Below are 14,726 nucleotides of genomic sequence, written 5' to 3' on the forward strand. Positions count from 1 at the left end.
GTCGATCATCCCGGAGCGCTTCACAGCGGCGGGGTTCAAACCATGATGATGCCGCCGCTGGCGATCACCGTCTCGCCGGTCATGTAGCGGTTGCGACCGCTGGCGAGGAAAAAGACGACTTCCGCAATGTCCTCCGGCGTCGCCACGCGACTCAAGGGCGTCGACTTGGCGAGGTCCTCATAGATGCCCAGGGCCCGCAGGTTCGGCGTGTCGATGGGGCCGGGAGAGACAGCATTGACCAAAATCCCGTCCGGCGCCAGCTCCTGGGCAAAGGATTTGGTGAAGCTGATGACGGCCGCCTTGGCGGCAGCATAATGGGCGTTCTTGGCGTAGGGGATATAGGCGTCGATGGACGCGATCGAGACGATGGCGCCGGACCGCCGCGATTTCATGTGGTTTGCGGCGGCGACGGTCGTGTGGAACATGGCGCGCAGATTGACGTCGAAGGTGTAATCCCAGTCGTCATCATCGATTTCGAGAATGGGCTTGCGCGGATAGACGCCTGCATTATTGACCAAGATGTCGACCGTGCCGAGGGCGTCTGCCGCCGCATCGAAGGCCCGGTGTGCATCCTGGCGGCGCCGGAGATCGCCAACGATCCCGACGGCCTTTTCTTCGCCTCCCAAACGCGCAACGGCGTCTTCCAGGCCGGGTTTGTCGATGTCGATGATGCAGACCTTGGCGCCTCGCTCGACGAAGAGAGTCGAGATCGCAAAGCCGAGGCCCTTGGCTCCTCCCGTCACGACGACGTTCTTGCCCGCTATTTCCCCAACTGCCATGTGCACCCCTGCCTGCGATGATCGCTTATCGAGCAAAAGTATTGTTATTCGATAATGCTTGGTTGGCAAGAGGGTTTGGAGGCGCCCTCACGGAAGTTCAGGAATGGGATCAGGCTCGGCCATGGCGAAGGCGTCGATCTCGATGATCATGCCGGGATAAGCGAGGACCGGGAGCGGAATGCCGGTGCTTGCCGGTCCCGGCTCCGTGAAGAAAGAAGAACGGATGAGCAGATTATCGTGGAGGATGTCTGCCGTGCCGCGGCCCTCATACATCGTGGTGATCTTGCAGACGTCAGCATAGTCAGCGCCGAGCTCCTGCAGGATGGTGCCGATATGCGTCATGGCCAGACGGGTCTGCGGCTTCATCTGACCCGGATCCACTGCGGCACCGTGCTTGTCCAAGGAGACCTGACCGCCCAGGAAGATCATGTCGTGGCATTTGAGGCCGTGCTTGTAGGGGAGATGAATGGTCCAGTCCCAGAGGCTTTCGGGCCAGACGTGACGCCGGGGGAGGCGCTGCCCGTCCTCGCGCAACATGGCCACGGCTTCGATCTTGATCTGCTGACCCGTGCGCGCAAGACGCGGAAGCGGGATGCCCGTGGCGGCGGGACCCGGCTCTTTGAAATGGTTCGCGCAGGCCATGGCCGCGGGCTCGAAATCCTCGACGGTGCCTCCGCCGACATACCAGCGGTTGACCTTGACCACGTCGTCGAAGTCGGCACCTAACTCGCCCAGTGCGCTCTCGATCTGCCGCATGACCCGGTTGGTCTGGGCGACGATGTCACCCGCATGCACGACCTCGTCATCGCGTATTGGAGACTGCCCGCTGACGAAAATCATCTTGCCGCATCGCACCGATGAGGCGAAGTGCGCGTTGCCCGGCGAGAGATCCCGGGAGGCCGCAAAGCTGCGCGGCAGCCGCTCGTCCTTCTCGCCGCGCATGGCATAACCCTCGATCTCCACGACCATGCCGGGATAGGCGAGGTAGGGGACGGGAATAGCGGTGACGGCCGGGCGTGCGCCATCCGGCAAGGCTGCGGCGACCTGCGCGAGAAACCGGTCCTCGTCCAGGGATCCGTCATTGACGTAGAAGCATAGAAGCTTCACGAGGTCCGCAAGATCGCAGCCGAACTCCGCCAGCACCTTCGCGAAATTATCGATACAGCGAGGGATCTGGGCGGAAAGATCATGAGGATTGTTCACCCCGCCGGAGCTTGTGAGGTCGACCTGGCCACCGACCCAGATCATCTGGCCGCATCTGACCCCATGCTTATGGCTGACATGGACCGGCCAATCCCAATGACCCTCCGGCCAAGAGTATCGCTTTTCCACCCTTTGCTCCTGCCTGTTGAGCGATGTCCCTCGCAGTCCGGGACCAGACAGCATATTCTCAGGTCGGATTTTTTGGAAAGCCTTCAGGACGCTCAGATGAAGATGCATGATCCGGACACTTTGCAGTTCTACGACACGACCGCAGAGACTTATGCGCGGCGCGAGAATGCCAAACCTGCAAAGCAACTTGACGGCTTCCTCGCGCGGCTGGCCCCGGGGGCCGACGTGCTGGAACTCGGCTGCGGCAGCGGGCACGATGCCGAGGCGATGATCGCGAAAGGCTTCGCTGTCACGCCCACCGACGGATCACAGGAGCTCGCGCAACAGGCCGGAAAACGGCTCGGGAGATCGGTGCAGGTGCTCAAGTTCGGTGATCTGGAGGCGCAGGATCAGTATGACGGCGTCTGGGCCAAGGCCTGCCTGTTGCATGTGCCGCGCGAGGCGCTGGGCGAGGTGGTCCGCCGCGTCCACACCGCATTGCGCGGCGGCGGCGTCTTCTATTCCAGCTTCAAGCATGGCGGCGGTCATGCGAAGCGCGACAAGTTTGGCCGTTATTACAACAATCCGTCGCGGGAATGGCTGGAAGAGGTCTACGGCACTCTGCCCTGGGCCAGCCTCTCCATCGAGACCTCTTCGGGACGAGGCTTCGACGACGAGCCAGCGGAGTTCCTGCATGTGACGGCCATCAAAGCCGGTGATCAAGCGGGTTAAAACAAACATTTGAATTGAGTGTTTAAGGGGGGCAATATAGTCGCTGCAGGCATTCAGGCAGAGAAGGATCACAGTCTATGGCGAAGATGCGTTTCACAGGGTCATTCGTGGCGATGATCACGCCCTTCAACAAGGACGGCACCGTCGATTACGAGGCGTTCAGGTCTCTTCTCGGGTTTCAAGAAGCCAATGGCACCCGCGCCGTGCTGATCCTCGGTTCGACGGGCGAGATCTCCATGCTCAGCGGCGATGAGCGGCGGGAGATCGTCGCCAAGACCGCGAAGATGAAGACCGGCGGCATGAAGTTCTTCTATGGCTGCACCGGCGGCGATACGAAGGCCACCATCGACATGCTGCGCTTCGCCAAGGCGGAGGGGGCGGATGGGGCAATTCTCGCCGCGCCCGCCTATATCTGCGCGCCGGAGGACGACATCGAGCGCTATTTCCTGGAGGCTGCGGACGCGGTCGAGTTGCCCATGGGCGTCTACAACAACCCGCCTCGGGTCAAAACCGATCTCGGCCACGAGGCGCTGCTGAGAATCTTCCGGCACCCGAATTACGTGGTGCACAAGGAATCGACCGCACGGGTGGGACAAGTGGCGCAGGTCATCGCGGGGCGCCCGGATGTGGCCGTGATGTGCTGCGATTCTCCCAATCTGGGGCTGGTCGTTCCTACCATGGCCTTGGGCGGGCACGGAACTGCGAACATGACCGGCAATATCGCGCCGGCGGAAATGGCTCTCCTGTCGACGCCCTGGGGGACGGACGGGGCCGATGGCATGACCTTCCGAGAGACCTATCTGCGCCTGCTGCCGCTGCTCCACTACACCTATTCGGCGGTCAATCCGGTGGCGGTCAAATCGCTGATGAAGGCCATCGGGCTGCCCAGCGGCGATCTTCGCCGGCCGCTCACGGCCCTGCAGGGGCCGGCGCTGGAGAAGGGGCTGGCCATCGTCCGCGACCTGGGTCTGGCCGAGCGTTACGACCTGCCGATCCGGGCCGCCAGCATCGCCGCGGAGTAGGCGTCAGGCCTGCCTCTGTTCACCGAGGATGAGCTCGCTCATCCGCTCGGCGATCATCATCGTCGGGAGGTTCGTGTTGGCGCGCGGCACATCCGGCATGACCGAGGCGTCGACGACCCGCAGGCCCTCGGCGCCGATGACCTTGCCCGAGCGGGTGACGACCGCGAGCGGGTCGTCCTCGCGGCCCATCCGACAGGTCCCCGCGGCATGCCAGACGCCGTGGACCTTGCCGCGCACGAACTGCTCCAGCAGCCTGTCGTCGGCGAGCAAGGCCTCCACCGGATCATCTTCCGTCACCACCCTTCGCAGGAGCTGTCGCCGTGCCCAAGCAGGGCCATCCAGCATCCGGGCGAGGATCGTGGTGAGCACGAGGTTCTTGCGGCTGACAACGCCGAGATCGCGGATGCGCTCGCTGTAGCTGGTCGGGAAAGGATCATTCGCCACCGCCCGCATGGAGGGGGTCTCGTAGAGGCGGGCGATCAGCCGCAGACCCGCTTTCAGCCGTTCCACGTCGCGGTAGTCGGAGAGCATGGCGAATTCCACATGCGGTTCGCGCTCCGGCGAGGGTCCCTGCAGCGCGACATGGCCGCGGGAATGGACCTTGTTCACCCAGGTCATCAGCGAGCCGATCTGCTCGCCGACGGGGTGCCAGCCGGTCTTCGTCACAGCGACCATGTACATATCGCTTTCCGGGCACTCGGGGACATTCGAGCTGTAGCGCATGGCGACATGGATATGGCGACGCAGGCCGGAGGGCTTAAGACGTGCCGCCTGCGGGATATGGGCCGAAATCGACAGGGTCGGATGGTCGTGCAGATTGCGTCCCACGCCGCGCCGATCGACGGACACCTCGACTCCCGCTTCGCGCAATGCCGCTCCCGGCCCGATGCCGGCGCGCATCAGCATGGCGGGGGAGTGCAGGGCGCCGGCGCAGAGAATGATCTCGCGGGCCTCGATGCGTCGTTCCGTGCCGGACTGGCGGACCAAGACACCTGTGGCACGGGTGCCGTCCATCACCAGGCCGTGGACCTGGGTGTTCGCAAGGATGTCGAGGTTGGGGCGGCGGCGCGTCGCGTTGTCGAGATAGCCAATGGCCGAGGAGACGCGTCGATCCAGGATGTTGGAGATGGCGACCGGAAAGAAGCCGTCGCCGAATTCGCCGTTCTGGTCGGAAAGCTCGGCAAAGCCGGAGCTGCGGAAAGCGTCAGCGGCCGCGGTGGAAAATTTCGGCCAAGTCTGCTGGAAGATGCGCCGGATCGGAATGGGGCCGTCCTTGCCATGCAGCGGCCCGCCAAAATCCATGTCACGTTCGATTCGCCGGAAGCAGGGCAGTACGCTCTCCCAATCCCACCCCACGAGACCGTCAGCCGCCCAGGCGTCATAATCTGCCGGCGTCCCACGATTGGCCTGCATGTCGTTGAGGCTGGAGCCGCCGCCCATGATCCGCGCCTGTTCGTAGCGCCTGGGAGTGGCGGCGTCAGGATCGTTGTGGGGCACGGGGGTCAGGTGGACACGAAGCTCGGGCCAGATGTTCCTGGCGTTGAAGTAAGCGATGCGCGGATAGCTATCGAGGATGGCCTCCTCAACGGCGTCAGGCGGCGTGTCACGGCCCGCTTCGAGCAGGGCCACCCGGAAGCGAGGATCCGCCGACAAGCGATTGGCCAGGACGCAGCCGGCAGAGCCGCCGCCGACGATGAGGAAATCATAGCGGCTCATGGCAGCCTGCTTGTGAACAGCCCGATCCACGAGACGAGGGAAAAGGGTGACGCGAGCCAGAGGTCCATTGCTGCTATTGTCCGCGTGAGGTTTCTCGATCAGAGTGTGCATCCTTAGGGGCGATGATTTCAATCGTCCATTTCAAATGTTTGTTTTGATCGGGAGGACCGGTTGGCACTGAGAACCGTTCATGGCCATAGCCTGGGCATGCTCATCCTGGATACGCATTTCGTCCGCATCCCGGGGGACGTGGGAAACAGCGCCACCTGGCCGTTTCCCATCCAATACCGCATCGTGCGCGGGGCCGATCCGCATCGGGTGATCGATGGCGGCGGCGAGGGGCTGCTCGACGGCTTCATCGCCGCAGGCCTCGACCTCGTCGACCACGGGGCCACCGCGATCTCGACCACATGCGGGTTTCTGGCAATGTTCCAGGAGGAGCTGGCGGCAGCTTTGCCGGTGCCCGTGGCCACGACCAGCCTGCTGCAGATCCCGCTGATCGAGCGGCTGCTCCCGAAAGGCCGCGGCGTCGGCATCCTGACCGCCGAAGCCGCCCAGCTTTCGGCGCGGCATCTCAAGGCCGTTGGGGTCGAGCACGACCTTCCCCGGGAAAGCCCGCCACGAGACGGGGCCTTCTGGTCGATGATCACAGGCGGCGACAATGTCGACCGCAAGGCCATCGAGGAGGAAGTTCTGGCTGCCGCTCAGCGGCTCATGACGCGCGATCCCCAGCTGGGCGCCATCGTCATCGAATGCGCGAACATGCCGACCTATGCGGCGTCGCTGGCTGAGCGCACCGGCCTGCCGATCTTCGACATCGTGACCATGTGCAAATGGCTCATGTCCGGGCTCGTGCCGACGGTCTATCCGACGTCCGGTCTTCCGCAGAAGGCGCCTTGAAGCCTTCGGAGATGAAGCGCCGCAAGTGACAGATCACCCGGGCATCGTCGAGACCGCTGTGGCTCACCGCGAGGCCGGGGAGATCCCGCGCGGCCGGGTCGAGGTCGCCGAGGATCTGCATCATGGCGCCGCGGGCGAAATCATAGCGGAGGGCGATTTCGGGCGCCGAAAGATGCGGCAGGCTCTTTCCCAGGGCCTCCAGGAAAAGGCGATGCAATTGATCGAACTGCTCGGCGAGGATGGTGTTGGTCAGGGGCCGCGGCAAGGCGCGCACCTGCAGCAAGAGGCGAACGGCCGCGCGACCGCCAAGACGGTCGATGCTGTGCTCGACCATGGGGCGCACCAGGGCGTCAACAATGTCGTCGATGGCCACCGCCTCACCGGCGCTGCGCTCGATGCAGGCGTGCAAGGCAGCGAGGCGTGCCTCGTTGATGGGGCGCAGGCAATGCTCAAGAACGCTGCGCGTCAGCTCGTCCTTCGAGCGGAAGTAATAGTTCACGGCGGCGATGTTAGCGCCCGCCTCCTCGGTGATCTCTCGCAAGGTCGCCGCATCGATGCCGCGGTTCGAGAAGACACGCAACGCCGCTTCGATGAGGCGGCCGCGGGTATCGACCTCGCGCTCCGTTGGAAGAATGGCGGCGCTCTCACTCACTTGCGCGTCCTCGTGACCCTGCCGCTTCCCCAGCCTGCGACAGCCTACACACTCCTCTATCAGGATCCGGCATGAACACGAAAGCCTATGACGTCGCGATCATCGGGGGCGGCCTGGTGGGGGCAAGCCTCGCCTGGGGTCTGGCGCGCGAGAAGCTCAGGGTCATCGTGCTGGACGAGGGCGACGTGGCGCATCGGGCCTCACGGGGGAATTTCGCGCTGGTCTGGGTGCAGACGAAAGGCTTCGGTCTGCCGCGCTATGCGGCCTGGACACGGCAATCGGCCGAATTGTGGGGCGGTTTCGCCGCCGAACTCGAAGAGGGCACGGGGGTGAACGTCGCCCTGGAGCAGCCGGGGGGCTTCCATGTGGCGCTTTCGGAGGCGGAATTCGAGCGGTTGAAGGTAGTGACCCTGCGGCTGCACAATCAGGCCGACATGGTCGCCTATCCTCACGAGATCCTGGATGGCGACGAGATCCGCAAGCGCATCCCCGGGACCGGTCCCGACATTGTCGGCGGCAGCTACAGCCCGCTCGACGGACATCTGAACTCGCTCAGGCTCTTTCGCGCGCTGCATGTGGCGATGGGTCAAGACGGAACCACCTATCGAGCCAATCATCGCGTCGAGACGATCGAAACCGGAGACGGGTTCAGGATCAAGGGCGCGGATTTCGCCATCGATGCCGACCGGCTCGTGCTGGCCGCAGGCCTCGGCAATGCCCGGCTCGCACCCATGGTCGGCTTGAACGCGCCGGTGCGGCCGCAGCGCGGGCAGATCATCGTCACGGAGAGATTGCCGCGCTTCATGGAGCATCCGATCCAGACCCTGCGACAGACGGATGACGGCACCGTGCTGATCGGCGATTCGCAAGAGGAGGCGGGGCTGGCGGACGATGTGGGTACCGGCATCCTGAGCGTCATGGCCGACAGGGCAGTGCGGATTTTTCCGCGGCTCAGGGATGTGAGGGTCGTCCGGAGCTGGGCGGCGCTGCGGGTGATGAGCCCCGACGGCTTTCCGATCTACGAGCAGTCGAGCACGCATCCAGGCGCCTTCGTCGCGACGTGCCATAGCGGTGTGACACTGGCCGCGGCGCATGCCCGGCTTCTCGCACCGGCCATCGCGGCCGGGGCCCTGCCACAGACGTTCAACGACTTCCGGGCCGGGCGATTTGCCGGAGCCTAGGCTCCTCGGAGGCTAGGCGGGGTCATCACCCCAATTTCAGGGATGCTTCCGGTGAGGCTTCACCGGAGGGTGCTGTCAAATAACCGTCACCTTGCCGGTGGCCAGGTCGTAGATTCCACCGACGACGGTGAGCTTGTTCTGGGCTACCCGCTCGGCAAGAACCGGGTCGGATGTCTTCAGCCGCTCGACGTTCAAGCGAACATTGGCGACGGTTGTGGCCTCCATGAGATCGGTCGCGCCCTCCTTTTTCGCCGCATCCACGGCGGGAGTGAGAGACTTCATCAGAATCGGGAGGTGACCGGGAAGCTCGGTGCCGTCGTTGACGACGCTGATGGCGCTGCGAATGGCACCGCAATTGGTGTGGCCCAGAACCATGATCAGCGGTGCGCCCAGCACCAAGGTGCCGAATTCCAAGCTCGCCAGGCCATCGTCATTGACGAAATTTCCGGCGACGCGGACGACGAAGAGATCGCCCGGCTGCTGGTCGAAGGCAAATTCCGGAGCGACGCGGCTGTCGGCACAGCTTACGATCGACGCAAACGGATATTGCGAGCCGACCCGTGCCGCGCGACCGGCGGAGAAGTCCCTGGCGTTTGGTGTGTTCGCAACATAGCGCGCATTGCCGTCGACGAGACGCTTCAGGGCTTCCTCGCCGCTGATCGCGTTTGCAGGCGTCTGGGCAAATGCCCCGCGCGACAGAAACACGCTCGATGCCGCCAAAGCCGCAGCCCCGCCGAACAGCAACTCGCGGCGGCCTAAACGTAAACCTTCATGGTCACAATTATTGCACATTGAAATCACTACCCCCCTCGGCGTTCACTTCGCAGGCGTCGTTGAATCGACATTTCTAGAATGACTTTTTTGTGAGCGGGGTGATAGTGCAAATATTGCATAGATCCACAAAGCCAGAGCTTTTGGTAAACGAAGCAGATTATGAAGCAGCCATCCGATCCTGTGCCAAATCGATACTGGCGCTGCATTGGGGCGAGCGACTGATCAACAAGATATTCGGACGAAACGTTCAATCTCATGCCGCGGGATTGATCATCATTTCGCATTTCACAGCAATGCAAGGTCGTGGACGGCGTCCGACACTGGCCTTCATTCAAAAAGAGATCGGGCACTCGCGGACGTTGGCAGCCTTCATCTCTCTCCTGAGGCTGTCCGGCTTTCTCAGTATAGAGATCGATCCACAGGATCGCCGGTTACGCTTTCTGACGCCGGAAGAGCCGCTGCTGGCCGGGCTCAGATCATGGATGGCGCAGCATATGCGTTGCTGCGAGATCATGGGCTATGTGGAGCCAGGCACAACGCGCCGACTGGAGAATGACCGGGCCTTTTTCGAGGCTGTCGTTGCTAATACCGCGCCGCTTCTGGACTGGGCACGAGAGATGGCGAAGGGCTCCAACAGCTTCGCCGTCCTCGACCGATTCGACTGTGGCGACCGAATCGCCCTCGCCCTGATCCAGCGGCATTACCAGACGCCGGTGACGGCCAGGAGCTCGCCGCACTGGTTTGAGTTCAGCGCAGGGCCCTTGCCACAACACTGGGCATTTCCCATTCCCACATCCGCAACGTCCTGAGACACGCCGAGAGCAAAGCGCTGCTTGCCCAAGACAACAGGCAGCATGCCATCGCCTTGCAGCCGCTGTTCATCGCGGATGTGCGGGCATGGCATGTTTCGCTCTGGCAGCTCCTGGCAGAGTGCTCGAACCAGCAGACTGCGGAGAGGCGACTTTTTGGCGCAGAAACTTGAATACTGATGTATTAAACTTGAATTCAGATAGAATGTGGAACTCTGGAAAGGTGCCTTGTTGATTACATCTGCACAGATGCGGGCCGGTCGCGCTCTGCTTGGGATCGATCAACGCCAGCTCGCTGACATGGCTGGCGTCTCGGTGCCAACGATCCAGCGCATGGAGGCCAGCGACGGGACCGTCCGCGGTGTCGTCGACTCGCTGATGAAGGTGGTCGACGCCTTCGAGAGAGCAGGGGTCGAGTTGATCGGTGACCATGTGGCAAGCCAAGGAGGAGGTCGGGGTGTGCGGTTCAAGGCTCCCAAGCCAGCATAGCCCAATACAGGGTGCGCCTCGCCAAAACAGCGAGGGATGCGATCGCCGATGACCGCGCAATTGGGGACCCCCAGTTTCGTCGAGCTCTTCACGCCCAAGCTCGTGACCGTGCTGCGGGAGCGTTACCGCGCCGCCGACTTCAAGGCGGATTTCGTCGCCGGGCTGACGGTCGCGATCGTCGCCCTCCCGCTGTCCATGGCAATCGCCATCGCTTCGGGGGTTCCCCCGGAGCGCGGGCTTTATACGGCGATCGTCGGCGGCTTCATCGTCTCGGCGCTGGGCGGAAGCCGGTTTCAGATCGGCGGGCCGGCGGGCGCCTTCATCGTGCTGGTTCTGGCAACCGTCCAGCAATTCGGGCTCGAGGGCCTCATCCTCGCGACGCTGATCTCCGGCGTCATGCTGATGGCCATCGGCTTCCTGCGACTCGGCACCTTCATCAAATACATTCCCTACCCCGTGACGGTCGGCTTCACGGCCGGCATCGCCGTGATCATCTTTTCCGGCGAGATCCGAGACCTCCTAGGGCTGCAGATCGAGGGACAGGAACCGGGGCCGCTGGTCGAGAAGCTGGGTGTCCTCTATGCCGCGCTGCCGAGCGTGAATGCCTCGGCGGTCGCGGTCGCCCTGTTCTCACTCGCCGTGATCCTGCTGACCCGCAAGTACAAGCCACACTGGCCCGGGCTTCTTATCGCGGTTGCCCTCGGGGCGTTGCTCGCATGGGGCATGGCATTGCCGGTCGAGACGATCGGGAGCCGTTTCGGAGGGATCCCGCAAGCCTTTCCGATGCCAATGCTGCCGACGCTCTCGGTAGGGAAGGTGCTCGAGGTCCTGCCGAGTGCTGTGTCCTTCGCCCTGCTGGGCAGCATCGAGAGCCTGCTTTCGGCCGTCGTCGCAGACAGCATGACGGGACGGCGCCACCGGTCGAATTGCGAATTGGTGGCGCAGGGCGTCGCCAATATCGGCTCCGCGCTGTTCGGCGGCTTCTGCGTGACCGGCACCATTGCCCGGACCGCCACCAATGTTCGGGCGGGCGGCCGGACGCCGATCGCTGGGATGACGCATTCGGTGCTGCTGCTGGGTTTCATGCTGATCGCCGCACCGCTGATGAGTTACATTCCGCTGGCGACGCTGGCCGCGGTGCTGGCGGTAGTGGCCTGGAACATGGCGGAGAAACACGAATTCGCCAATCTGCTGCGTGCCTCATGGAGCGATGCGGTGGTGCTGATGTCGACGTTCCTGCTCGTCATCTTCCGGGATCTCACAGAAGGAATCGTGGTCGGATTCAGCATCTCCGCGCTCGTCTTCCTGCACCGGATGGCACAATCGGTGAAGGTGGAGCGGCCGATGGTCGAAGAGGATGCCGCAGACGGCGCATCTGCACGCGTCCCCTATGAAGGAAAGCTTGCGGTCGATCGCGACATCGCAATCTACCGCATCTCGGGGGCGTTCTTCTTCGGTGCTGCCGCGAGCGTCTCGGCGGTTCTGGAGCGCATCGGGCAAAGCCCCCGCGCCTATGTCATCGATCTGTCGGAGGTGTTCGAGCTCGATTCGACGGCGGCGGCGACCATTGCGAGCCTCGCACAGCGCGCGGAGCGACAGGGCGCATCGGTGCGCATTTCCGGAGCCTCAGTGGCCGTCCGGCGGATCCTGCTGGGGCAAGGCGCGCGGCCGCCTCTGGTCATCTATGAAACCAGCCTGACGGACGCGGTCGCGGCGGCCCGGGCCGAACTCGGCCATTCGCCCGCTCCCGAGATGCAGCCCCAGGATGTCAGCGCCCCGTCAGCTGAGGGTCACGCTTCTCCTTGAAAGCGGCAAGGCCCTCATAGGCGTCGTGGGAGGTGGTGGCATAATGATGGACGTAAGTGAGTTCCAGCTCGAGACCCGCGTCGCGGACGTTCAAGCCGCCCGTGTTGATCAGGTATTTGGCGCCCTTGAGCCCCAAGGGACTCTTGCGTGAGAGGTCTCCGATCAGGGCGTCCAGCGCCGGCTCGATCTCGGCCAGGGGTACGGATAGGCTGGCGAGGCCGATGCGCTCGGCGTCCTGGCCGTTCAGGGTGCGGCCGGTGAGCACCAGCATCTTGGCCCGCAAGACCCCGATGGCGCGCGGCAGGCGCTGGGACCCCCCGGCACCGGGCAATTGGGCAAAATTCAGATGGCCGTCGGCAATCTTCGCCTCATGGGCGGCAAGGACAATGTCGCAGGCCAACATCAGCTCCAGCCCGCCGGCGACGCAATGGCCATGCACCACCGCCACGTAAATCTTCGAGGAACGCTCGATGGTCTCCAGGAGCGTGTTGAAGTCCCGCAGGAAGCGCATGAATTTCGGCCGGTCCTTGTAGAGCTCGAGATAGCCTTCCAGGTCGCCGCCGGCGGAAAAGGCGCGGCCGGCGCCGCGGACAATCACCGTGGAGACGGTCTCGTCGGCATCAAGCTGCTCGACCGTCTCGAGCAACTCTCCAACCGTGTACCGGTCCAGAGGATTCAGCTGATCCGGACGGTTCAGAGTAATGGTCGCGACAGGGCCGTCCGTGGCGCATAATACCCGCCGGGGCTCCTCGCCCGCGTCTGTCTGGTTCTGCTCTGTCATCAAACTCTCTGACCACACTTCACTCTGCCATCCACCTCGCCATGGTCCTCAGGGGCGGCAGTGTTGTCAATGCTTGACCTCTTGTCCGGCAACCGGTGAATAGGATATAAAGCAGGAAAAGGACCGACCGGGAGGCGGCTGCCATGTTTACGCTCAAGGACAAATACGCGATCGCCGGTGTCGGCGAGACCGCCTATACGAAGAATTCCGGTACTCCGGTGCTCAACCTCGCCGTAGAGGCCTGCCTGAAGGCGGCCGAGGATGCCGGCGTGGACGTCAAGGATATCGACGGCCTCATCAGCTATAATTTCGGCGACAGCGTGCCGGCCATCGCGGTCGCAACAGCGCTCGGCATTCCGCATGCGGGTTATGCTGTTGATTTCGCCGGAGGCGGCAACGCCGCCAATCTCATCACCTTGTCGGCTGCGGCTGCCATCGAGAGCGGGCTGGCCAAGAACGTGCTCTGCTTCCGGGCGATGAATGGCCGCTCCGGATTCCGGCTCGGCGGCGGGCGCGAGATGCAGGCCCGCGGCATCACGCAATATACCGCGCCCTTCGGGTGGATCACCTATCCCCAGGCCATGGCCATGTGGGCGCGCCGGCACATGATCAAATACGGCACCAATGCCGAGCAGCTGGGCCACATCGCCGTGACCTTCCGGGACAATGCCTCGCTCAATGAACGCGCGATGCAGCGCACGCCGATCACCATGGACGACTACATGGCCTCGCGGTTCATCGTCGAGCCCTTCCGGATGCTGGACATCTGCCTGGAGAGCGATGGAGCCTGTGCCGTGCTGGTCACGGGCGCGGACCGCGCGAAGGACATGAAGCACAAGCCGGTCTACATCATGGGTGGCGCCTATGGCGGCGGGCCCGACCAGGGGGAGGATCTCTTCGATGCGATCCGCTGGCCCGATCATTCAAGGAATTATGCCGCCTATATCGCGGATGATCTGTGGAAGAGCGCCGGCGTCGGCCCGCAAGACGTGGATGTCGCCGAGATCTATGACTGCTTCACCTATTCGATCATCATGCAGCTTGAGGGCTTCGGCTTCGTCAAGGAAGGCGAGGGCGGGCCCTTTTGCGCGAGCGGCGCCATCGCGCGCGACGGCAGCCTGCCCCTGAACACTCATGGCGGCCTGCTGTCGGAAGCGTATATCCATGGCTTCAACCACGTGCTCGAGGCGGTGCGGCAGCTGCGCGGCGATTGCGGCCCGCGCCAGATCGAAGGGGCGGAGATCGCGCTGACCACGGCCGGTGCCATGACTTGTGGCAGCGCCATGGTGCTGAGGAACTGATTTTCCTCGGCGCTGTGCTCGAGCCCGACAACGCCAAAGGCGGTCAAGGACCATCACCATGAACGAATTCACCAAGCCCATCCCCGTTCCCGATGCCGATTCGGCGCCCTTCTGGGACGGGACGAGGGCTCACAAACTGCTCATTCAACGCTGCACCAATTGCGGGACGCTGCGGTTTCCGGCACGAAAGTCATGTGGACATTGCCATTCCGACGCTTCCGACTGGACCGAGGTATCCGGCAAGGGCCGGGTCTATAGCTGGATCGTCGTCAACCATCCGGTGCCGCGGGAGGTCTATGGGCAGGAGGTCCCTTATGTGGTCGCGCTGATCGATCTCGACGAAGGGGTGCGGATGGTCAGCAACATCATCGGCTGCGACGTCCATGCGGTCACCGCCGAGATGCCGGTGGAGGTCGTGTTCGAAGCTGGACAAGGCGGGATGGTGCTGCCGAAGTTCAAGCCGCAGGCGTGAG

The 14,726-nt window shown here is 63.4% G+C and carries 15 protein-coding genes; 9 read left to right on the forward strand and 6 right to left on the reverse strand.

The features are described from left to right. Nucleotides 1-35: 35 nt before the first annotated feature. Complete coding sequence (locus tag FKM97_RS04975) at nt 36-779, reverse strand: SDR family NAD(P)-dependent oxidoreductase (RefSeq protein ID WP_246104940.1); 744 nt, start codon at nt 777-779, stop codon at nt 36-38. Nucleotides 780-866: 87 nt separating this feature from the next. Next, complete coding sequence (locus FKM97_RS04980) at nt 867-2,111, reverse strand: Rid family hydrolase (protein WP_170240758.1); 1,245 nt, start codon at nt 2,109-2,111, stop codon at nt 867-869. 96 nt (nt 2,112-2,207) lie between these two features. Between FKM97_RS04980 and FKM97_RS04985 the strand changes: the two genes are divergently transcribed. Then, on the forward strand, nt 2,208-2,822 hold the full coding sequence (locus FKM97_RS04985; RefSeq protein WP_143958068.1) for a class I SAM-dependent DNA methyltransferase: 615 nt from the start codon (nt 2,208-2,210) through the stop codon (nt 2,820-2,822). Between the two features lie 77 nt (nt 2,823-2,899). Beyond that, nucleotides 2,900-3,844, forward strand: coding sequence for a 4-hydroxy-tetrahydrodipicolinate synthase family protein (locus tag FKM97_RS04990; protein ID WP_143958069.1), 945 nt, complete (start codon nt 2,900-2,902; stop codon nt 3,842-3,844). A 3-nt stretch (nt 3,845-3,847) separates the two neighbouring features. On the opposite strand, the gene FKM97_RS04995 is transcribed toward FKM97_RS04990, so the two are convergent. After that, a complete protein-coding gene (locus FKM97_RS04995) occupies nt 3,848-5,560 on the reverse strand; it encodes a GMC family oxidoreductase (protein WP_143958070.1) in 1,713 nt (570 codons plus the stop codon). A 171-nt stretch (nt 5,561-5,731) separates the two neighbouring features. On the opposite strand from FKM97_RS04995, the gene FKM97_RS05000 reads away from it, so the two are divergent. Further along, complete coding sequence (locus FKM97_RS05000) at nt 5,732-6,460, forward strand: aspartate/glutamate racemase family protein (protein ID WP_246104941.1); 729 nt, start codon at nt 5,732-5,734, stop codon at nt 6,458-6,460. Here FKM97_RS05000 and FKM97_RS05005 read toward each other — a convergent pair. Continuing rightward, a complete protein-coding gene (locus FKM97_RS05005; RefSeq protein WP_143958071.1) occupies nt 6,399-7,112 on the reverse strand; it encodes a TetR/AcrR family transcriptional regulator in 714 nt (237 codons plus the stop codon). The two genes, FKM97_RS05000 and FKM97_RS05005, sit on opposite strands and share 62 nt — an antisense overlap. A 71-nt stretch (nt 7,113-7,183) precedes the next feature. Here FKM97_RS05005 and FKM97_RS05010 point away from each other — a divergent pair, with 71 nt between their 5' ends. Then, complete coding sequence (locus FKM97_RS05010; protein ID WP_143958072.1) at nt 7,184-8,293, forward strand: NAD(P)/FAD-dependent oxidoreductase; 1,110 nt, start codon at nt 7,184-7,186, stop codon at nt 8,291-8,293. A gap of 75 nt (nt 8,294-8,368) precedes the next feature. Here the strand turns inward: FKM97_RS05010 and FKM97_RS05015 are convergent, their stop codons facing one another. Beyond that, nucleotides 8,369-9,085, reverse strand: coding sequence for a carbonic anhydrase (locus FKM97_RS05015; protein ID WP_143958073.1), 717 nt, complete (start codon nt 9,083-9,085; stop codon nt 8,369-8,371). A 122-nt stretch (nt 9,086-9,207) separates the two neighbouring features. On the opposite strand from FKM97_RS05015, the gene FKM97_RS05020 reads away from it, so the two are divergent. From FKM97_RS05020 to FKM97_RS05030, 3 genes are all read left to right on the forward strand, one after another. Continuing rightward, on the forward strand, nt 9,208-9,876 hold the full coding sequence (locus FKM97_RS05020; RefSeq protein WP_143958074.1) for a hypothetical protein: 669 nt from the start codon (nt 9,208-9,210) through the stop codon (nt 9,874-9,876). 231 nt (nt 9,877-10,107) lie between these two features. Further along, nucleotides 10,108-10,365: a helix-turn-helix domain-containing protein gene (locus FKM97_RS05025; RefSeq protein ID WP_144291636.1), complete on the forward strand. Its 258-nt coding sequence runs from the start codon at nt 10,108-10,110 to the stop codon at nt 10,363-10,365. 48 nt (nt 10,366-10,413) lie between these two features. Then, nucleotides 10,414-12,171 carry a SulP family inorganic anion transporter gene (locus tag FKM97_RS05030; RefSeq protein WP_143958075.1) on the forward strand — a complete coding sequence of 586 codons (1,758 nt, stop codon included), beginning with the start codon at nt 10,414-10,416 and terminating at the stop codon, nt 12,169-12,171. Here the strand turns inward: FKM97_RS05030 and FKM97_RS05035 are convergent. Beyond that, nucleotides 12,134-12,952: an enoyl-CoA hydratase/isomerase family protein gene (locus FKM97_RS05035; protein WP_143958076.1), complete on the reverse strand. Its 819-nt coding sequence runs from the start codon at nt 12,950-12,952 to the stop codon at nt 12,134-12,136. The two genes, FKM97_RS05030 and FKM97_RS05035, sit on opposite strands and share 38 nt — an antisense overlap. Before the next feature lie 143 nt (nt 12,953-13,095). Here FKM97_RS05035 and FKM97_RS05040 point away from each other — a divergent pair, with 143 nt between their 5' ends. Then, nucleotides 13,096-14,253 carry a thiolase C-terminal domain-containing protein gene (locus FKM97_RS05040; protein ID WP_143958077.1) on the forward strand — a complete coding sequence of 386 codons (1,158 nt, stop codon included), beginning with the start codon at nt 13,096-13,098 and terminating at the stop codon, nt 14,251-14,253. A gap of 58 nt (nt 14,254-14,311) precedes the next feature. Next, complete coding sequence (locus FKM97_RS05045) at nt 14,312-14,725, forward strand: Zn-ribbon domain-containing OB-fold protein (RefSeq protein ID WP_143958078.1); 414 nt, start codon at nt 14,312-14,314, stop codon at nt 14,723-14,725. Nucleotide 14,726: the final 1 nt, after the last annotated feature.

This window comes from Rhodoligotrophos appendicifer (assembly GCF_007474605.1).
Lineage (GTDB): Bacteria > Pseudomonadota > Alphaproteobacteria > Rhizobiales > Im1 > Rhodoligotrophos > Rhodoligotrophos appendicifer.

Bases quoted from the DNA above. Each gene is read 5' to 3' on its own strand.
- FKM97_RS05040 (WP_143958077.1), top strand. From the start codon at position 13,096: ATGTTTACGCTCAAGGACAAATACGCGATCGCCGGTGTCGGCGAGACC.
- FKM97_RS05030 (WP_143958075.1), top strand. From the start codon at position 10,414: ATGACCGCGCAATTGGGGACCCCCAGTTTCGTCGAGCTCTTCACGCCC.
- FKM97_RS05010 (WP_143958072.1), top strand. From the start codon at position 7,184: ATGAACACGAAAGCCTATGACGTCGCGATCATCGGGGGCGGCCTGGTG.
- FKM97_RS05035 (WP_143958076.1), bottom strand. From the start codon at position 12,952: ATGACAGAGCAGAACCAGACAGACGCGGGCGAGGAGCCCCGGCGGGTA.
- FKM97_RS04995 (WP_143958070.1), bottom strand. From the start codon at position 5,560: ATGAGCCGCTATGATTTCCTCATCGTCGGCGGCGGCTCTGCCGGCTGC.
- FKM97_RS04990 (WP_143958069.1), top strand. From the start codon at position 2,900: ATGGCGAAGATGCGTTTCACAGGGTCATTCGTGGCGATGATCACGCCC.
- FKM97_RS04985 (WP_143958068.1), top strand. From the start codon at position 2,208: ATGAAGATGCATGATCCGGACACTTTGCAGTTCTACGACACGACCGCA.
- FKM97_RS05045 (WP_143958078.1), top strand. From the start codon at position 14,312: ATGAACGAATTCACCAAGCCCATCCCCGTTCCCGATGCCGATTCGGCG.
- FKM97_RS05015 (WP_143958073.1), bottom strand. From the start codon at position 9,085: ATGTGCAATAATTGTGACCATGAAGGTTTACGTTTAGGCCGCCGCGAG.
- FKM97_RS04975 (WP_246104940.1), bottom strand. From the start codon at position 779: ATGGCAGTTGGGGAAATAGCGGGCAAGAACGTCGTCGTGACGGGAGGA.